Annotated in this window: 17 protein-coding genes; 3 read left to right on the top strand and 14 right to left on the bottom strand. The window is 59.3% G+C overall.

The features are described from left to right. Nucleotides 1-234: 234 nt before the first annotated feature. The 7 genes from QZL67_RS02085 to QZL67_RS02055 form a co-directional block, all read right to left on the bottom strand. A complete protein-coding gene (locus QZL67_RS02085; protein ID WP_022289123.1) occupies nucleotides 235-2274 on the bottom strand; it encodes a TRAP transporter permease in 2040 nt (679 codons plus the stop codon). Nucleotides 2275-2379: 105 nt separating this feature from the next. After that, nucleotides 2380-3423: a TAXI family TRAP transporter solute-binding subunit gene (locus QZL67_RS02080; protein ID WP_022289122.1), complete on the bottom strand. Its 1044-nt coding sequence runs from the start codon at nucleotides 3421-3423 to the stop codon at nucleotides 2380-2382. Nucleotides 3424-3721: 298 nt separating this feature from the next. After that, entirely contained in the window at nucleotides 3722-7138 is a 3417-nt protein-coding gene (locus QZL67_RS02075) for a pyruvate carboxylase (RefSeq protein ID WP_022289121.1), read from the bottom strand. 267 nt (nucleotides 7139-7405) lie between these two features. Further along, nucleotides 7406-9169: a threonine--tRNA ligase gene (thrS, locus tag QZL67_RS02070; protein ID WP_022289120.1), complete on the bottom strand. Its 1764-nt coding sequence runs from the start codon at nucleotides 9167-9169 to the stop codon at nucleotides 7406-7408. Between the two features lie 420 nt (nucleotides 9170-9589). Further along, on the bottom strand, nucleotides 9590-10687 hold the full coding sequence (locus tag QZL67_RS02065) for a DNA repair exonuclease (RefSeq protein WP_022289119.1): 1098 nt from the start codon (nucleotides 10685-10687) through the stop codon (nucleotides 9590-9592). A 111-nt stretch (nucleotides 10688-10798) separates the two neighbouring features. Then, nucleotides 10799-11275, bottom strand: coding sequence for a YbaK/EbsC family protein (locus tag QZL67_RS02060; protein ID WP_022289118.1), 477 nt, complete (start codon nucleotides 11273-11275; stop codon nucleotides 10799-10801). Nucleotides 11276-11304: 29 nt separating this feature from the next. Continuing rightward, nucleotides 11305-12078, bottom strand: coding sequence for a TIGR00282 family metallophosphoesterase (locus tag QZL67_RS02055; protein WP_022289117.1), 774 nt, complete (start codon nucleotides 12076-12078; stop codon nucleotides 11305-11307). 165 nt (nucleotides 12079-12243) lie between these two features. On the opposite strand from QZL67_RS02055, the gene QZL67_RS02050 reads away from it, so the two are divergent. Beyond that, nucleotides 12244-13128, top strand: a complete 885-nt coding sequence (locus QZL67_RS02050) for a LysR family transcriptional regulator (protein WP_022289116.1) — start codon at nucleotides 12244-12246, stop codon at nucleotides 13126-13128. A gap of 9 nt (nucleotides 13129-13137) precedes the next feature. Beyond that, nucleotides 13138-13767: a trimeric intracellular cation channel family protein gene (locus tag QZL67_RS02045; RefSeq protein WP_022289115.1), complete on the top strand. Its 630-nt coding sequence runs from the start codon at nucleotides 13138-13140 to the stop codon at nucleotides 13765-13767. 36 nt (nucleotides 13768-13803) lie between these two features. Here the strand turns inward: QZL67_RS02045 and QZL67_RS02040 are convergent, their stop codons facing one another. The 6 genes from QZL67_RS02040 to ychF form a co-directional block, all read right to left on the bottom strand. Beyond that, the gene (locus QZL67_RS02040; protein ID WP_022289114.1) at nucleotides 13804-14130 is read right to left on the bottom strand and encodes a hypothetical protein; all 327 of its coding nucleotides are present in this window, start codon (nucleotides 14128-14130) and stop codon (nucleotides 13804-13806) included. Nucleotide 14131: 1 nt separating this feature from the next. Beyond that, nucleotides 14132-14425 (bottom strand): DUF2089 family protein, encoded by a 294-nt coding sequence (locus QZL67_RS02035; RefSeq protein ID WP_292919684.1) that lies wholly within the window; start codon nucleotides 14423-14425, stop codon nucleotides 14132-14134. 142 nt (nucleotides 14426-14567) lie between these two features. Continuing rightward, nucleotides 14568-15881: a M23 family metallopeptidase gene (locus tag QZL67_RS02030; protein ID WP_022289112.1), complete on the bottom strand. Its 1314-nt coding sequence runs from the start codon at nucleotides 15879-15881 to the stop codon at nucleotides 14568-14570. Further along, nucleotides 15850-16356, bottom strand: a complete 507-nt coding sequence (locus QZL67_RS02025) for an RNA polymerase sigma factor (protein ID WP_022289111.1) — start codon at nucleotides 16354-16356, stop codon at nucleotides 15850-15852. The genes QZL67_RS02030 and QZL67_RS02025 overlap by 32 nt, the downstream gene beginning before the upstream one ends. 194 nt (nucleotides 16357-16550) lie before the next feature. Continuing rightward, a complete protein-coding gene (locus QZL67_RS02020) occupies nucleotides 16551-16754 on the bottom strand; it encodes a hypothetical protein (protein ID WP_292919682.1) in 204 nt (67 codons plus the stop codon). Between the two features lies 1 nt (nucleotide 16755). After that, nucleotides 16756-17865 (bottom strand): redox-regulated ATPase YchF, encoded by a 1110-nt coding sequence (ychF, locus tag QZL67_RS02015; protein WP_022289109.1) that lies wholly within the window; start codon nucleotides 17863-17865, stop codon nucleotides 16756-16758. A 116-nt stretch (nucleotides 17866-17981) separates the two neighbouring features. Here ychF and QZL67_RS02010 point away from each other — a divergent pair, with 116 nt between their 5' ends. Continuing rightward, the gene (locus QZL67_RS02010) at nucleotides 17982-18362 is read left to right on the top strand and encodes a hypothetical protein (protein ID WP_292919680.1); all 381 of its coding nucleotides are present in this window, start codon (nucleotides 17982-17984) and stop codon (nucleotides 18360-18362) included. Between the two features lie 324 nt (nucleotides 18363-18686). Here the strand turns inward: QZL67_RS02010 and QZL67_RS02005 are convergent. Beyond that, a partial coding sequence (locus QZL67_RS02005) for a S1C family serine protease (RefSeq protein ID WP_292919678.1) occupies nucleotides 18687-19831 on the bottom strand: 1145 nt, incomplete at its 5' end.

Raw genomic sequence — 19831 nt, 5'->3', positions numbered from 1 at the left:
CTCCCGATTGCTTTGTCCAACTGTATGAATCATGCTAGTACAGTTCTCCTGATAAAGCAACAACAAAACGGTTACAAAGAGGGCAGCTGCAAAAGCTCTTTGTTCTTTCAGGATACATGACGCATACTACATTATTAATAATAGACGGAAGGATCTGGAAAAAGGTTACATCCGCTCTGTCTTTTTAAGAAGAGAAAAAGACGCTCCCAAAAACGGGAGCGTCTTTTGAACAGCTCAGGCAGCAGCCAGCCGCTTGGCAGTGGCTTTCTGGTAGAACACCACACCTACCACCAGTACGAAACCGACCACGTCAGTCACGGTGCCGGGGATCAGCATGCCCAGGCCGCCCACCACCAGAACCAGCCGCAGCAGCGGGCTGATGGGGCGGTACAGGAAGCCGTTGAGCGCAGCGGCCACGCCGAAGATGCCCAAGAGAGCGCTGATGCAGATCTGCACCACCTGCAGGGCGCTGCTCACATCCACAAACAGCATCTGGGGATTCATGGCAAAAATGTAAGGAACAATAAATGCGGCAATGGCCAGTTTTGTGGCGTTGACGCCGGTTTTCATGGGGTCTGCCTTAGCAATGGCGCTGCCGGCATAGGCCGCCAAAGCCACAGGAGGCGTGATATCGGCCACGATGCCGAAGTAGAACACGAAGAAGTGGGCTGCCATTTTACTCACGCCGATGGAGGGGTCCATCAGAATGGGGGCGCAGGTGGCCGCCATGATGCAGTAGTTGGCAGTGGTGGGAACGCCCATGCCCAGCACGATGCAGCAGAGCATCGTCAGCACCAGTGCAATCATCACATGGCCGCCAGAGAGGTTCACGATGGCGCTGAGGAGCTTGGACGCAAGGCCCGTCACGGTGATGCAGCCGGAGATGATACCTGCCACGCCGCAGGCCACGGCCACGGTGATGGAGCCTCTGGCGCCGCCCTCCAAGGCGTCCAGGATCTTGCCGAAGGTGAGGAAATCCGCGCGGTCCTCATTCTTGGCAGCCATATCCACCACGTTGTTCAAAAGGCCCACCGCCACGGCCGCCACAATGGCAATGGCCGCGGACTTGGCCATGGTGAAGGTGTTGGTGGACACCAGGATCACCAGCAGCACCAGGGGGAAAAGCAGATAGATCTTCTTCATCAGATTCCCCATTTTGGGCAGCTGATCCCGGGGGATACCCTGCAGGCCCAGCTTCTTGGCCTCCAGATGCACCGCGATGTAGATGCCGGTGAAGTACAGCACGGCAGGCAGGATAGCCCGCACGGCGATCTGGCTGTACGGCTCACCAGTGAACTCCGCCATCAAAAAGGCAGCGGCACCCATGATGGGGGGCATGATCTGGCCGCCGGTGGATGCAGCCGCTTCCACAGCGCCGGCAAATTCGCCCTTGTAGCCGGTTTTCTTCATCATGGGGATGGTGACGGAACCGGTGGTAACGGTGTTGCCCACGGAGGAGCCGGACACCATGCCGCACAGGGCGGAGGAGATGACAGCCACCTTGGCGGGACCGCCAGGGGCAGCGCCGGCCACAGCGTTGGCCAGGTTGATGAAGAACTGGGCAATGCCCGTCCGCTCCAGGAAGGCGCCGAAGATGATGAACACCACAATGAACTTGGCGCACACGCTGATGGGGCCGCCGAAAATGCCGTTGTTGGTGTAGAACATGGTGCGGATCACCTGGTAGATGGTCAGCTTCACCTGGTCCGCGCTGGGCGTACCCATCAGGTTAAAGAAGGTGTAGACCAGCAGCACACCGGCCACGCACAAAATGGGCAGGCCCACGCACCGGCGGCACAGCTCCACCAGTGCCAGGATGCCGATGAGGCCGATAACCATATACAGATCATTCTGCATGACCCGGGCCGACATCTGAATAACGTTCTGGGCGTTGACGGCATAGAAGAAATAAGCACCGGGGCCGATAATCAGCAAAATGATATCATACCAAGGCATGTGGTTGACCCGGGTGTCACCTTTCCGCGCAGGGAAGGTCAAAAAGCCGAACAGCAGGATCAGACCCACGAACACCGGCAGTCGGATCTCCTGCATGGTGGAAAGGAACACGGTGTCAATGATGCAATAGAGGGAAAACAGCACCATCAGCCAGCGGATGACCAGTTTCGGCATGCCTTCCCAGACCCGGGTGTTGGACTCCCGGTCGTATTTTTTCATGACCGCCTCAACATCCGCGGCGGTGCCGACAGACGTATCGTGCTCTTCAAAGGCGGTCGGCGGTGCCTGCTCCGCCTCTTTCTTTTTGAACAAAGCCATTGGGTTTTCCCTCTCATTTCGGATGTGGTTTTGTCCCGCTCACCGGCCGGACATTAAGAGGAACTACGGCGGAGATCCGCCGTAGTTCCATGGGGTCGCGCCCGATTACTTGGTGGGCACGTCATACCCCTTTTCAGCAAAGTACTTGGCCGCGCCGGGGTGATAGGGCACTGCGGTGACGCCGGCAGCGAAGTCCAGATTCAGCTCCTTGCCCTTGTCGTGAGACTGGGCAATGTTGTCCATGTTTTCGAAAATGGTGTAAACGATGTTGTACACATCCTCCTCGGAGACGTCGTCCCGGGCGACCACCACGGCGCTGACAGCCACGGTCTTGGTCTCGGGCACGCCCTCATAGGTTCCCTCGGGGATGGTGTACTCCTCATAATAAGGAGATGCTTCCTTCAGCTTGGCGATGTGCTCATCGTCCAAACCTACCAAATAGGTGTCCTTAGCAGTAGCCAAGGTGGTGATTGCCACGGTGGGAGCGCCGGCCACCACGAAGGCAGCGTCGATCTTACCATCCTGCAGGGCATCGGCACTGTTGCCGAAGTCCTGATACTGGGCATTGATATCGGACTCCGTCAGGTCATAGGCGGCCAGGATATCCAGAGCGTTGTAGTACACGCCGGAGCCGGAGGCGCCGATGGACACGGTCTTGCCCTTCAGATCCGCCACCGTCTTGATGTCGGGATCGCAGGTGACGATCTGGACCTGCTCCATGTACAGGGCGGCCACCGTGGAGAAGTCGGTGACGGGATAGCCCTCAAAAAGACGCTCGCCGTTGTAGGCGTAGCTCATGACGTCGGACTGAACAAAGCCCAGCTGTGCGATGTTCAGGTCCATCTGCTCGATGTTGTCCTGAGAGCCGTTGCTGACCACGGCCGTGACCTTGGTGCCATTGCCGTTGGTGGTGATGGCCTGGGCCAGTACGCTGCCGAAGCCGTAGTAGGTACCCTGGTCGCCGCCGGTACGGAACTTCAGCTCCGTGCCGGAACCGGGGGTGGAGGAAACGTTCCAGTTGGTCTGGGCGGTTTCCGTGTTGCCCGCGTCATCACCGGTATTGGTGTCCGCAGCAGCGTTATCGCCGCAGCCTGTCAGCAGGGATGCCACCATCATGGCTGCCAGAAGCAGAGACAAAAACTTCTTCATCACATGAATCCTCTTTCCTCGCATCATTTTGGCACGGGATACCGTGCATGTATGTGCATATCATACCGTATTCTCTTTCATTTTTCAAGTATATTTTTTTCGCCAGACATTATTTTTGCAAGACTTTATCGCGTGACTTGCATTTTTCGTGACGTTTGTGTAAGAGAACCGCTGCCCGCTCCCCTTTTTTATGTGGATTTTCCCGTTTTTGACGCCATCTCTGCCAAAAAAGGCGGAGAGGCCGGTCGAAAAACCGGTCTCTCCGTACGAGCGGGTCTTTATTTGGAGCAGGCTGCCCTCACTTGATGGTCATCAGCAGCTGGCCGCCCTTGACGGTATCGCCCTCGCGGATCTCGATGCGCTCCACCGTGCCGCTCATGCGGGCGGTGATGGCGGTCTCCATCTTCATGGCCTCGATGGTCAGCAGGGTCTGGTTCTTCTCCACCGTGTCGCCTTCCTTGACATTGATCTTGCTGACAGCGCCGGGGATGGACGCGCCCACCTGGCTCTTGTCCTCGGGGTCCACCATGGGCACCCGGACAATGTCCTTCTGGGCCGCCTCGTCGGGTACCTGCACGTCCCGGCGGATGCCGTTGAGCTCAAAGCTGACGGTGCGCATGCCTTCGCTGTCCACCTCGCCAAGACCCAAGTACTTGATGACCAGGGTCTTGCCGTCGGCGATATTGACCTTGTTGGTCTCGCCCACCGCCAAACCATGGAAGAACACGTGGCTGCCCAGACGCATGATGTAGCCGTACTCCTTCTGGTTTTTGACAAAGTCCTCCACCACCTTGGGATACAGGCAGTAGCTGAGGACTGCCCGCCAGCTGGGATTGGCGTCAAACGCGGCCATCTCCCGCTTCTTTTCCTCAAAGTCCACGGGAGGCAGCAGTTCACCGGGGCGGCAGGTGATGGGCTTTTTGTCCTTGAGCACCACACGCTGCAGATCCTTGGGGAAACCGCCGGCAGGCTGGCCCATCATGCCGGAGAAGTAGCTCACCGCGCTGTCCGGGAAGGCCAGGGCCTCGCCCTTTTCCACGATATTTTCCGGCGTAAGCTGGTTCTGAGTCATGAAGATGGCCAGGTCTCCCACCATCTTGGAGGAAGGTGTCACCTTCACGATGTCACCCAGCATCTCGTTAACCCGGCGGTAATTTTCCTTGACCTCCGCGAAGCGGCTGCCCAGGCCCAGGGACTCCACCTGGGGCTTGAGGTTGGTGTACTGGCCGCCGGGGATCTCATAGCGGTAGATATCGGCGTTGTTGCAGGTGATACCGCCCTCGAAGGAGTCATACCGCTTGCGCACATCCTCCCAGTACTCGGTGAGCCGCTGGAGGCGCTCCAGATCCAGCCCGGTGTCCCGCTCGGTGCCTTGGAGGGCCGCCACCACGGCGTTCATAGAGGGCTGGCTGGTCATACCGGCCATGGAGGAGATGGCGCAGTCCACCACGTCCACACCGGCCTCCGCCGCCAGCAGCAGCGCCGCCACCTGGTTGCCGGAGGTATCGTGGGTGTGGAGCTGGATGGGAATGCCGATCTCCTGCTTGAGGGTGGAGACCAGCTTCTTGGCGGCGTAGGGTTTGAGGATACCAGACATGTCCTTGATAGCCAGCATGTGGGCGCCCCGCTTCTCCAGTTCCTTGGCGAGGTTCACATAGTACTCCAGGGGATACTTATCCCGCTTGGGGTCCAGGATATCACCGGTGTAGCAGATGGTGGCCTGGCAGATTTTATCTTGCTTGAGAACCTCGTCCATGGCCACTTCCATGCCGGGAACCCAGTTGAGGGAGTCGAACACCCGGAACACATCAATGCCGCTGCGGGCGGCCTCCTTGATGAACTCCCGGATGACATTGTCGGGATAGTTGGTGTAGCCCACAGCGTTGGCGCCCCGGAGCAGCATCTGCAAAAGGAGGTTGGGAGCCTTTTCCCGGATCAGGTCCAGCCGCTCCCAGGGGGACTCGTGGAGGAAACGGTAGGCAACATCAAAGGTGGCGCCACCCCAGCACTCCAGCGAGAACGCGTCAGCGAGGATCTCGCTGGTGCCCTCCATCCCCTTGACGATATCCCGGGTACGGACCCGGGTGGCAAGCAGGGACTGGTGGGCATCCCGGCAGGTGGTATCACAGATCAAAAGCTTCTTCTGATCCAGTACCCAATCCGCCACAGCCTTGGGGCCCTTGGCATCCAGCAGCTGCTTGAGACCGTCAGGCCGGTGACCGGTGACTGGCGGGAACCGGGGCGCGTCGTAGAACTTGTGGCCCTCCCGCTCCTTGACCACGATGTTGCCGATGTATTTGAGCATCTTGGTGGCCCGGTCCTGGCTCTCGTCCAGCTGGAACAGCTCCGGAGTCTCGTCGATGAACTTGGTGTGGCACTTGCCGGCGATAAAGGCCGGGTGCTTGAGAATGTTGGTGACGAAGGCGATGTTCGTCTTGACGCCCCGGACATGGATCTCATTGATGGCCCGAGCCGCCTTGCGGCAGACACCGGCGAAGGTGTTGTCCCAGGTGGTGACCTTCACCAGCAGGGAGTCATAGTAGGGAGAGATCACCGCGCCGGTGTAGGCGTTGCCACCGTCGAGACGGATGCCGAAGCCGCCGGCGGAGCGGTACGCCGTGATCTTGCCGGTATCGGGGGCAAAGTTGTTGGCAGGGTCCTCAGTGGTGACGCGGCACTGGATGGCGTAGCCGTTGAGATGGACGGCGTCCTGACTGGGGATACCGATATCGGGGTCACTGAGGGGCCGTCCCTCGGCGATCAGGATCTGGGAACGCACCAAGTCGATACCGGTGACCATCTCGGTGACGGTGTGCTCCACCTGAATGCGGGGGTTCATCTCGATAAAATAGTGGTTGCCGTCTCGATCCACCAGAAACTCCAGAGTACCAGCGTTGACATAGCCCACATATTTTGCGATCTTCACTGCGTCATCGTACAGGGCCTGACGCACCTTCTCGTCCACGGAGAAGGCGGGAGTGAACTCCACCACCTTCTGATAGCGGCGCTGGAGAGAGCAGTCCCGCTCGTAAAGGTGGACCACATTGCCGTACTCGTCGCCCAGCACCTGGACTTCGATGTGTTTGGGCTCCACCAGGAACTTCTCCATGAAGATGTCGTCGTTGCCGAAGGCCTTCTTAGCCTCCGACTTCACCAGGTCGAAGTTGATTCCCACCTCTTCCACGGTGTCGCAGCGGCGCATGCCCCGGCCGCCGCCGCCGGCGGCGGCCTTCAAAATGACGGGGAAACCGAACTCCATGGCCAGTTTCTGGGCTTCCTCCCGGCTCTTGAGAGGCTCGGCAGTACCGGGAGTGGTAGGCACGCCGCAGGCCAGCGCCATCTGCTTGGCAGAGAGCTTGTCGCCCATCAGATCCAAAATTCTGGAAGAGGGGCCGATGAACTGGATGCCAGCCTCCTCGCAGGCACGGGCAAAGTCACCGTTCTCGCTCAAAAAGCCGTATCCGGGGTGGATGGCGTCGGCACCGTGCTTTTTGGCCAACTGGATGATCTGGGGAATATCCAGATAGGCCCCCAGCGGGCTCTCGTTCTCACCGATCAGATAGGATTCATCCGCAGCGGTACGGAAGATGCTGTAGGTATCTTCGTTGGAGTAAATGGCGATGGTCTGGAGTCCCAGGTCGTGGCAGGCCCGGAAGATGCGCATGGCAATCTCGCCCCGGTTTGCCACCAGGACTTTCTTGAATTCCCGACTCATGGTGTGCGTTCCTCCTTTTCATAGATGGGCGGAAACCGCCCGGATCGATCCGCAAGTTGCATCCAGTATACGCCTTTGCAGGCATGGGTTTCAATGGATTTTCTATTTTTTCGCCAACTTTAGGAAATCCGACAATTTGTTGCGCAACAAAAACTCCCCTGCTCGTCTATTTCAGCAGGACTAATGTCCGCCATTCGATTACACAATACTGGATAAAAAAGCGCCGCACCCTGGCAGGCGCGGCGCTTTTCCGCTTTACGGGATTGTTTACTTGATGACTTTGTTGTCCACGTCGTCCTTGAGCATCTTCTGGAAGTCTGCCAGAGGCATCACACCCAGATCGCCGTCGGCCCGGTGCCGGACGGACACCGTGCCCGCTTCGGCCTCCTTGTCGCCGATGACCAGCATATAGGGGACCTTCTCCAGCTGGGCCTCGCGGATCTTCTTGCCGATCTTCTCGTTGCGGTGATCGGTCTCCACCCGATAACCGGCGGCATCCAGCTGCGCGGCCACCTGGTCGGCATACTCCGCCGCCCGGTCAGTGATGGGCAGGAGCTTGACCTGAACGGGGCTCAGCCAGGCGGGGAACGCACCGGCGAAGTGCTCGGTGATGACGCCGATGAAGCGCTCGATGGAGCCCAGGACCACCCGGTGGATCATGACGGGACGGTGCTTCTGGCCGTCCTCGCCGGTGTACTCCAGCTCAAACCGCTCAGGCAGCTGGCTGTCCAGCTGAATGGTTCCGCACTGCCAGGTACGGCCCAGGGAGTCGGCCAGATGGAAATCCAGCTTGGGGCCGTAGAACGCGCCGTCGCCCTCGTTGATAACGAAGGACTTACCCATATCAGCGATGGCATCCTTCAGGATATCCTGGTTGAGCTCCCACTCCTCTACGGTGCCGATGTGATCCTCAGGCATGGTGGACAGCTCAATGGTGTAGCTCAGGCCAAAGGTGGAATAGACCTCATCAAACAGACGGACGGTCTCCTGGATGACGTCCTTCATCTGATCGCGGGTCATGAAAACGTGAGCATCGTCCTGGGTGAAGCAGCGCACACGGAACAGTCCGTGCAGTGCGCCGGAGAGCTCATGGCGGTGCACCAGGCCCAGCTCGCCCACCCGCAGGGGCAGATCCCGGTAGGAATGGGGCTCGCTGGCATAGACCAGCATGCCGCCGGGGCAGTTCATGGGCTTGATGGCGTAATCCTCACCGTCGATGACGGTGGTGTACATATTCTGCTTATAATGATCCCAGTGGCCGGAGCGCTCCCACAGCTGACGGTTGAGGATGATGGGCGTGGAAATCTCCACATAGCCGTACTTCTTGTGGACCTGGCGCCAGTAGTCGATCAGGGTGTTCTTGAGCACCATGCCCTTGGGCAGGAAGAAGGGGAAACCAGGGCCCTCGTCCCGGAGCATGAAGAGGCCCAGCTCCTTGCCCAGCTTGCGGTGATCCCGCTTCTTGGCCTCCTCGATGCGCTGGAGGTATGCATCCAACTCTTCCTTCTTGGGGAAGGCGATGCCGTAGATCCGCTGGAGGGTCTCCCGGTTGGAGTCGCCCCGCCAGTAGGCGGCATTGCAGGCAGTGAGCTTGATGCCGTTGCCCTTGATGCGGCCGGTAGAGTCCAGATGGGGACCGGCGCACAGGTCGGTGAACTCGCCCTGCTTATAGAAAGAGATGTGGGCATCGGCGGGCAGATCCTGAATCAGCTCCACCTTATAGGGCTCGCCCTTTTCCTCCATGAACTTGATGGCCTCTTCCCGGGGCAGCTCAAACCGCTCCAGCTTCAGCTTCTCCTTGCAGATCTTGCGCATCTCGGCTTCGATCTTCTCCATGATCTCGGGAGTAAAGGGGAAGGGAGAATCCATATCATAATAGAAGCCTTCCTCAATAGAGGGGCCGATGGCCAGCTTCACCTCCGGGTACAGACGCTTGACCGCCTGCGCCAGGACGTGGGAGCAGGTGTGCCAATAGGTCTTGCGGTACTCGGGGTTTTCAAAGCTGTACTGGTTGTTCATTTCTTCGGACATGCTGGTTTCCTCCTTTTGCTTGAGGGGCAGAATAATAAAAAATCCCACCCCTGACAAAATCAGGGGTGAGATACGAAAAAACGTATTCCACGGTTCCACCCTGCTTGCGTTCCGGACGGAACGCCGCTCGTGTCCTCTGTAACGGGAGGTCCCGTCCCAGCCTACATATCGGTGGGCAGCTCCAAGGTGGTAGCTCGTTCCGGTTCGGATCAGAGCCGCTTGCAGCCAGCGGCAGCTCCTCTCTGGGGTCTTTCCCGGACAGCGTCCTTTTCTAAGCCTTTTTTGAAATTAAGCACACTATAGCACGTTGGTCTGCCCCTGTCAAGAGGCGAATTTATCTGAAATCAGCGGTTTTTTCCGCGGGTTTTCCGCCGTTTTTTCACCGTGCAAAGCGGTGCAGGCGCCCCGCCCGTTTCTGTCTTACCCCAGGTCCCGATGATCCAGCGCCGCCAGGCCAAAGCGCACCGCACGTGTCACCTGTTCCCGCTCCTCATCGCTTTGGGCCTCCGACAGCTTCTGCTTCAGCTCCCGCAAAAACAGCCCCCGGAGGGAATCCTCCTCCGCCCGGGCCCAGATATCCTCCGCCACCCGGGTCCGGTCCCGGACCTCCAGGGCGTAAAACCGGTCCGCCAGCGCCTCCTGCAAGCTCTCTGCACCGGCGCCGGCCTCTCCGGTCTCGCCGGTGAGGATGATGCAGCACAGGTCCCGGGCCGTGTCCGGCGGCAGCGCCGCCTCCACCGCCTCCCGGGGCGTCTTTCCGGTGACGTCCACCTCCAGGATCTCATACCGGTGCCGGGCAAAGGGGACGAAGGTCAGCTCCACCTGTCCGCCGTCGGTAACAGAGCCCTGGTAAAATCCTTTTTCTCCCAACTCGTCAAAGCCCCGCCCCTCCGGGCAGCCGGGCCAGGCGCAGACCGTGTTTCCAAACCGCAGCGGCTCCGTCCGCTTATGGATGTGGCCCAGCGCCAGATAGGCAAGGCCGCTGGCAGCGATCTCCGCTTTTCTCAGCGGGTCGTAACGGTTTTCCGCCGGGTCGATCTCCCCGTGGAGCACTCCCAGGTGCACCTGTCCATCCGCCGGGGCAGCAAAGCCCGTCAGCAGGCTCTCCGCCTGCTCGGGAGCGGTGAAGGCCGCGCCGTGGATCACGACACGCAGCTCCGGCAGTTCCAGTGCCGTCATCCGGGGCTCCCGGAAAATATGGACATTTTCCGGCCAGTCCACCGTCTCCCACACGCTGCCGCCGCCCAGCCAGTCGTGGTTGCCGGGGGCGATGCAGACCTGCGCCTCCATCTGGCCCAGGGCTTCCGCCAACTGCTCTCCGGTTTCCCGGAAAGCTCCGTGGCCGTCCAGCAGATCCCCTGCCAGCAGCACCAGGTCCACGTCGTGGGCATTGACATAGTTGGCCAGCCGGAAGGGCATCTCCCGGCTCTCCCGCCGCCGGGCCGCCGCCTGCTGTGGGGACAGCGCCCCAAAGGCGCTGTCCAAGTGAAAATCCGCCGCGTGTACAAATCGGAACATGGTCTCCTCCATCCGTCTTTCCATCTGATCGTCCAAGCCGGGCAAGCGCCGGTGCAGCCTCACTTCCTGACGATGCGTACAGCAGTCCTATCCGCTCTCCCGTCCGTGCTGTTACACCTGCCAGCCCTTGCACACATCCACCCATTCCTGGAAATTGGAGGAATACCGCTCCAGTTCCTCGCAGGTAAGCTCAATGGCGCTGGAATCGCTGCCGGCAGCGGGAAACACCGTCTCAAATCGCTTGAGCGACACATCCAGGTACACCTTCACATCCTCCGGCAGTGCAAAGGGGCAAACGCCGCCTACGTCGTGGCCGATGAGGGTGTGGGCCTCCTCATGGGTGAGCATCTTGGCCTTGGTGTGGAACTGGGCCTTGTACTTGGCATTGTCCACCTTGGCGTCCCCTGCCGCCACGATGATGATGGGCAGGTCGTTCACCTTGAAGCTCAGGCTCTTGGCAATGCGGGCGCCCTCCACGCCCACGGCCACCGCCGCCAGCTCCACGGTGGCGGAAGACACGTCAAACTCCCGGATGCGGTCCGCAATTCCCAAGGGTTCCATATACGCTCTGACTTTTTGAATCGACATGACTGGTCTCTCCTATCTGCTGTTTCTTTTCACCGGATGTCCACCCGCTCCACGGCGGTGCACAGCCCGGTGGCACTGTCCAGGGTAAAAATGGCGCCCTGCAGCTTGGCCGGGCCCTGGGGGGATTTGTATCGGCCCGGCAGCCCGCCCAAAAAGGACTCCACCGACTGCCAGGGCTCGATGCCCAGCACAGACTCCACCGCGCCGGTCATCCCCAGGTCGGTGATGTAGCCGGTCCCCTTGGGATAGACCCGCTCGTCGGCAGTGGGCACATGGGTGTGAGTACCCCACAGCGCGGAGACCCGCCCGTCCAGATAATAGCCCATGGCCAGCTTTTCACTGGTGGCCTGGGCATGGAAATCCACCACCGTCAGTTCCGCCTGTTCCGCCGCCAGCAGCCGGTCCGCCGTGGTAAAGGGATTGTCCGCTCCCCAGCTCAGGTCACACCGTCCGATCAGGTTCATCACCCGGATGCGCACGCCCCCCAGATCATATACACCGCAGCCCCGTCCCGGCGCCCGGCCGGTAAAGTTGGCAGGCCGCAGCAGCCAGGGGGTGTCATCCAGGAAATCCGCGATCTGCATCTTGCCGAAGGTGTGGTTTCCCAGGGTCACCACATCGGCACCGGCGTCATAGATGCGCCAGGCCTGCTCCGGCGTCAGCCCCACAGAGGCAGCGTTCTCTCCGTTGACTACCGTGAAGGAGATGCCCTCGCACTTTTGCAGGGAACGCAGATGCTTTTCCAGATGCCGCAGTCCCGGCTCGGATACCACGTCCCCCACTGCCAAAACCCGTACCAGCATCGGCACGCCTCCTCTTCTCAAAAGTGAATATCGAATGTAGTATAGCAAAAAAGGACCCTCTTGCAAAGAAATTCCCAAAACTTTTCCTCCAACGGTTGCATCTTTTCTGCATTTTACTTATACTGCAAAGAGATGCTATAAGAACTTCTGATTTGGAGGCATCCCATGGCTGTAAAACTGGAACTCTACCGCGTGTTCAAAGAGGTGGCCGAAGCCGGCAACATCTCTACAGCGGCAAAAAATCTCTATATCTCCCAATCGGCGGTCAGCCAGTCCATCAAGCAGCTGGAAACCGCCCTGCAGGCCCGGCTCTTCTCCCGCAGTCCCCGGGGCGTCAGCCTTACCGGGGAAGGGCAGATGCTTTATCAGTACGTCCGCAGTGCCCTGGGACTGCTGGCCACTGGCGAGGACAAGCTCTCCCAGGCCCAGCAGCTGCTGCTGGGCACACTGGTCATCGGCGCCAGCGATACGGTCACCAGCTTCTTCCTCACCCACTATCTGGATGCCTTCCACCGCCTGCATCCGGGCATCCGGCTCAAGATTGTCAGCGGACGCAGTGCCAAGGTCTTGAGCATGCTCAAGTCCGGCGCCGTAGATATCGCTTTTGCCTCCTCCCCGTCGGACAGCGCCATCTCCAACTGGCCCTGCTTTGCCACCCACTCGGTATTCGTGGCAGGCAGCGGGTACCCGTGTGACTTTGACCACGTCTATACCCGGCAGGAAATCGCCGCCTTTCCCCTCATCCTGCTGGAACGCAAGGCCAGCAGCCGGGTGTTTTTGGAGCAGTATTTCCTCCAGAGCGGCATCACGCTGACCCCGGAGATCGAACTCAGCTCCCGGCAGCTGCTGGTGACGCTCTCCCGCATCGGGCTGGGCGTGGCCGGCGTCACCCAGGAATTTGTGCAGGACGCCCTGGACGCCGGAGACATCCGGCTGCTGAAAACGGATTTCACCATTCCGGCCCGCAGCGTGGACATGTGCACACTGCAGGACGTGACCCCCACCGCAGCGGCCTCCGCCTTCATGGAAATGGTCCGGAACGGACAGTGAGGTGTACCCATGGACCAACTGATTCTCGTTCTGGAACTGGTGGGTACCCTGGCCTTTGCGGCCTCCGGCGCCATGACCGCTCTGAAAAAAAATATGGACCTTTTCGGCGTATGCATCCTGGGCCTGACCACCGCCGTTGGCGGCGGAGTCATCCGGGACGTGATCTTGGGTGCCACGCCCCCCGCCACCTTCCAATCGCCCATTTACGCCGTGGTGGCGGTGGTGACCTCGGTGGTGCTGTTCTGGCCCCGGCTGCGGCGGGTTTTCATGTGGGACCCGGTGCTCTACGACTTGGCGATGCTGGTGATGGACTCGGCGGGCTTGGGTATTTTCACCGTCATGGGCATCCGCATCGCCTATGAGCAGGTGGATCAGCCGGGTTGGTTTTTGCTGGTGTTCGTGGGTGTGGTAACCGGCGTAGGCGGCGGCGTGCTGCGGGACGTTCTGGCCGGCGACACGCCTTACATCTTCGTCAAGCACATCTATGCCTGCGCCTCTCTGGCGGGGGCGCTGGTATGCACCGCCCTGTGGCACTCCGCCGGAGAACTGCCCGCTATGCTGCTGGGGGCTGGCACGGTGCTGGCCATCCGCTTTCTCTCCGCCCATTTCCGCTGGAACCTCCCTCATGCCAACAGCTGAAAAAAGGCCGCCTTCCGGATGGAAGGCGGCCTTTTCTTACAGGTCGTCGATGCTCATTTTGTCCAGTTCGCTGCGCTTGCGGCGCTTTTCCCGCACCGCCCAGTAGATGGCCAGCAGCACCAGCGTGGGGATGTTGGACAGCAGCACGGTCAAAAGGGCCGTTAGGATATTCTGCACCACGCTGCCGGTATCCATCAGGTTGAAAAGATACAGCAGCGACCACAAAAAGGAGATTGCAGGCAGCACCAGCCCCGGCCATTTGCTCTCCCGTTTGGAAAGGAAAATCTGCAGCAGGATGCCGCCCACCACAACTACCAGCAGTACCAGCAAGCTCACCCACATCATCCTTGCCGCCATTTCCATATCAAGTCTCCTCCTTTGTCTTGCGATACGCGGTAATCAGGATCTTGGCAGTGTCGAAATCCAGCTTGTCATCCACTGCCAGCCGCTTCACCAGAGAGATATACGGGTCCGCCTCGGCATTCTCCGTCAGCTGGATTTTCTGGATCAGCCGGTCCAGCCGCAGCCGTACTGTAGGATAGCTCACCCCATAGAGGGCGGCTACCTCCTTCAGAGAACCGGAGGCCAAAAGGAACTTTTTGATAAAGGTAAGGTCCTCGTCCTCCAACTCCGCCATCCACACCGGCATGGTAGCCATTGCCTCACGCCCCTTTCATAAAATTAATATAAACTTTAATTTTATGAAAGTCAAGATTTAATTTTATATTCAATAAAATTAAAAAGTAAAAACAGGAGGACCGACTTTGACGGTCCCCCTGTTTTGCACAAGCGGGTTTTCCTCACTCCATGTGCAGGGTATCCCGGATCTCACTGTCGAAATAGGCTACCGGATTCTGGGCTGTGCCGTCCTGCCGGACTTCAAAGTGAAGGTGGGGCCCTGCGGACATCCCGGTGGAGCCCACGGCGGCGATCATCTCCCCGGCCCGGACGGTGTCACCCTGTTTGAGTCCGCCGGTGATGTTTCGGCACTGACCGTACAAAGTGGTCAATCCACCGCCATGATCCAGTACCAGATAGTTGCCCTGCTCCCGGTCGAAGCCGATCTCGGTCACCGTTCCGTCCTCCGCCGCCAGGATCGGCGTCCCCTCCGCCGCAGGGATATCGATGCCTTCATGGGCTACATATGTCCGGCCGCCCGGCTGCCACCTGGGAATTCCAAAGGGATTGCTCATACTCACCGTATCGGCCCCCTCCACCGGCCAGGTAAGCCACCGGCTCAGATCCAGATCCACCGCATAGATCCCGTAAGTGGACAGATCCTCCTCCCCCGCCAGTTGGGGCAGGACGACTCGCGTTCCATCTTCCAGATAGGTGACCTTCAGCCGTTCCGCAGAAAGCTGATAATCTTTTGTCTCCTGCGAGCCGTCGGAAAATGTGACGGTCACCGTCAGCGTCTTTCCCTCAAACGTGTCAATCCCGCTGATGGTGGAATCCTCCAGCATGGCCGGTGACGTCTCCCCCGGCTGCACCCAGAATCCATAGCTGGTATCCGGATCATATGCCTCTGTGACGGAACTTCCCAGCGGGGTCATCTCCTCCGCGTACCAGGGACCATCTCCCATCCGATAGATGCTATATACCGTCTCTCCGGGCTGCGGCTCTTGACTCTCCAGTTCGCCGGCCTCCCGGGCGCTCACTGCGGAGGTCTGGCTGCGGTACAGTCCGCCGCCGCTGATAGAAAGGCTGATCGTCTCGATCTCCTCCCCGGTCACCCGGAAAAGACACCCCGTGAAAATACCGATGTCCAGCCCGCCGAGCCCGCTCCCGTTGGTCATAGCCAGACCGCCATTGACCCCGGTCCCGTAATATTCTCCCGTGTCGGCGGCATAAGCAGTCAACCCGAAGGTGAATCCAGGCAGCACCGCTTCCGATGTCCCGCTGTCTCCCGCGGGCCGCAGCGTCAGCGTCCCGGCCACCAGTGCCACCGCACAGGCGGCGCACACCGCCGCCCGCAGCAGTGCCCGTCTTTTCTGGGAGGGCCCAGGGTTCTCCGCCGCCGGTTTCTGGTTTTCCGCTGCCCGCAGTACCCGTTCATTGAGTCCCGCCGGCACATGAATCCGCTCATTCAAGTTTCGGTAACGGTTCTTTTCCATCTTCCGCACCTCCCAAAAGATCTCTCAGTTTGCTGCGTGCCCGGCGCAGCCGGGTCCGGACCGTGGCCGCCGGGACCCCCATCAGCATCCCGATTTCCTCTGTTCGATAACCCTCGGCATAGTAGAGATGCACGGTAATGCGCAGCTTTTCCGGCAGTCGCCCCACCGCCTCCCACAGCTCCTCCGCCTCCTCATCCGGTCCGCTCAGATCCGCCGCCGTCTCCAGCGGCACCACCTGCCGCCGCAGCCGGAACCGTCCCAGATCCGCGCAGTGGTTGAGGGTCGTTCGGATGAGCCAGGCCTTCAGATGTTCTCCCTCCCACGCCTGCGCCGGCTGCCCCAGCAGCTTTAAAAACACGTCCTGATACACATCCTCCGCATCCGGCACAGACTGGGTCCGGCACAGAGCAAGACGGTACACTGTGTCCCCGTAGGTCTCCATGGCGCTGCGCAGAAGGCTCTCTCGTTCCATCATGCGCTTCTTCCTTTCCCCCGCTCTTCGGCGTCCTTTCACTTAAAACACGTCTCAGGGACACCAAATGTTTCCTCTGTTCCAAATTTTCCAAGGTTCTTCTGGTTGCGGAGCCATCGCAGTCGCATCTGTATCCAGTCCATTTTCCCCCCCGAACATAAAAAATGCCGGGCGGACTTTCCGTCCGCCCGGCACTCTCACGATTCCCTGATGCCGTAAATTTCAAACCGTCCGATCAGATTCTGGACCGTCAGCTTCTGGGCCAGCAGCTGCTGGTAGGTGGCGCCCCGGTTTTTCCCCGCGGCACGGAGCTGATCCATCTCTGCCAGAACTTTGTCCCGCTCCGCCAGAAGATCGGCGTACATCCGTTCATACGCCGCCAGTTTTTCCTGATCCGTCATCTTACACATTGAACCGGAAATAGATCATATCTCCGTCCTGGACCACATACTCCTTGCCCTCGCTGCGCAGCAGGCCCTTCTCCTTGGCCGCATTGACGCCGCCGCATTTGATCATATCGTCAAACGCGATGACCTCTGCCCGGATGAATCCCCGCTCGATATCGGTGTGGATCTTGCCGGCGGCCTGGGGGGCCTTGGTGCCCTTCTTGATGGTCCAGGCCCGGCACTCGTCCTTGCCGTAGGTCAGGAAGGAGATCAGACCCAGCAGCGCGTAGGAGCACTTGATGAGCCGGTCCAGACCGGACTCCTTTACCCCCAGCTCCTCCAGGAACATCTGCTTTTCCTCACCCTCCAGCTCGGCAATATCCTGCTCCAGCTTTGCACAGATGGGCAGCACCTGGGCGCCCTCGGCATCGGCAATGGCCTTGACCTGCTGGTAATAGGGATTGTCCTCCAGATGGGTAAAGCCGTCTTCATCGGTGTTGGCGGCATAGATGATGGGCTTGAGGCTCAGCAGGTCGGAAGTAGCGATCAGCGCCATGTCCTCGTCGGAGCACTCATAGGTCCGGGCAGACTTGCCGCCGTTGAGATGCTCCGCCAGGCCCTTGAATACCTCCACCTCGTGGAGGTACTTCTTGTCGCCCTTGGCGGCCTTGGTGGCCCGCTCGATCCGGCGGTTCACCATCTCCAGGTCCGCCATAATGAGCTCCAGGTCAATGGTCTCAATGTCACCCTTGGGGTCCACAGGCACATTGGTACCGGCATCGGCCACCACATGCATGATGTTCTCATCGTCAAAGCAGCGCACCACGTGGACGATGGCGTCGGTCTCCCGGATGTTGGCCAGGAACTTGTTGCCCAGACCCGCGCCCTGGCTGGCGCCCTTCACCAGGCCCGCGATGTCCACGAACTCGATGACCGCCGGGGTCTTCTTGTCCGGCTCATAGATCTCCGCCAGCTTGTCCAGCCGCTCATCGGGTACGGCCACCATGCCCACGTTGGGGTCGATGGTGCAGAAGGGATAATTGGCGCTCTCCGCCCCGGCATTGGTAATGGCGTTGAACAGGGTGCTCTTGCCCACGTTGGGCAATCCCACAATACCTAACTTCATAAAAAGCAAATCTCCTTTGCCATATTTTCGACATTGTATTGTATCATCTCCTGCCGGAAAGTGCAAGGAAAAGAACGTGCCCGCCGTTCTTTACAGGCTCCAGGCCGCGATATGCGTTGAAGACGGTAAAAGAATTGACCGTTCCAGATGGCGGTTCCGCTTATGAATCGGTGGCAAAGCCGGTCGAAGCAGAGGTCGATCTGAAGCAGCCGCAGTCCGGTGAGCATTCCGGCACGGCCTTTTTTGCTCCTCCGGTGCATCAGGGACACGTATCAGTATTTGGGGCAGATGGAGCACAACATTCGGATTCTGCACGGAGCAGCAGGACGAATTCAGGAGGATCTGGCCAGGCTCTGAGGGTTCCCAGTCGCTCTTTTTCGTTTTTCACCAAAAATATGCTTGCTTTTTCCTTTTGGTTCGTTTATATTCATAATAAAGAATTCGTTAATTTTTTTAGTTTAGTTGTTAATTTTGCGAAAATATTTTTTAGGAGGTAGGCACATATGCAGGTCGGTGGAATTATTTTGGTTGTTCTGGTTGTCGTACTCGTTGTCGCCGGCATCAACAGCAGCCGGAAGACCAAGCGTCAGGATCACGACGACAAGCAGTAAGGCACATTCCCTCTTTTTTCACACAGGATTCCAGCATTGAAAAAAGCGCACCGTAGTAACACGGTGCGCTTTTTTTCGTTCACACAAATTGGTTTGTCAGATTCTATCAAAACCGTCCGCATCTGTGGCAATGGCGGCTTTTTGCCTTGCCGCAGCGATTGCCGCGAAGCCGCACTCAGATCACGGAACGAGGGAACCGGTTTTCCGGCGTCAGGCCGCACTGCGGGCACTGCTGCCGCTGTATCCGCCGTTTCCGAAGAAGTAGTCAAAGAGGTCGTAGGGATCGGTGTAGCCCTGATTGGGCTGCGCGGCACTTTGTTCCTGGGTGGTAGCCTGCTCATCCTGAGGCACGCTGTCCCAGGTGACGTCCACGGTCATGGTCTTGCCCTGCCGGTCGATGGTCACGGTGACCGTGTCACCGGCGGAGTACTGCTTCTTGGCCGCGTTCAGATCTTCCATGGTCTTGACTTCGGTGTCGCCTACCTTGGTGATGACATCGCCCATCTTGAGGCCCGCCTTATCGGCTGCGCCGCCTTCCTCTACGGAGTAGATGAACACGCCGCTGGTGATATCGTAGCGGTACTGGGCCGCCATCTGTTCGGTCATGGTGCCCACGGTGGCACCCAGGTAAGGCTTGTTGGTCACATAGCCGTTGGTCATGATGTCTTCGATCATGGCCCAGACATCATTGATGGGAATGGCAAAGCCCAGGCCTTCCACGGATTCATTGGAGTAGCTGGAGTACTTGGCGGAAACGATACCCACCACTTCGCCGTAGCTGTTGAGCAGCGGGCCGCCGGAGTTGCCGGGGTTGATGGAGGTGTCCGTCTGGATCATGTTGAAGGGCGTACCGTCCACATTGATGGTCCGGTTCACGCTGGAGACCATGCCGCCGCTCATGGAGAAGGTCAGCTCACCCAGCGGATTGCCGATAGCCAATACCCGGTCGCCCACATTCAGCTTGCTGCTGTCACCCAGAGTGACCGCCTGCAGGTCTTGTGCGTCGATCTTCAAAACGGCGATATCGTAGTCCTCATCGCTGCCCACCACCGTGGCGTCATAGGTATCGCCGCTGTAAAGCGTGACCTTCACGCTGTCGGCGTCTGCAATGACATGGTGATTGGTGACGATATAGCCATCCTTCGTCAGGATAAAGCCAGAACCGGAGGAGGCGGTCTGAACCGGCTGTCCGAAGATGTTGGTTCCTGCAGTGCCGGTGGTGTTGATAGAGACCACGCTGTTGATATTGGCGGCATAGACCTCCGCGTCGCTCATCTCTGTCTTGCCGTCCACAGTCTTCAGGCTGACCTGGCTGACGGTCCGGCCGCTGCTGCTGACCACGGCGTCTCCGCCGC

The sequence above is a fragment of the Oscillibacter sp. CAG:155 genome, assembly GCA_000436875.1.
Taxonomy (GTDB): Bacteria; Bacillota; Clostridia; order Oscillospirales; family Oscillospiraceae; genus Oscillibacter.
This window is presented reverse-complemented; position numbering and strand designations above follow the sequence as displayed.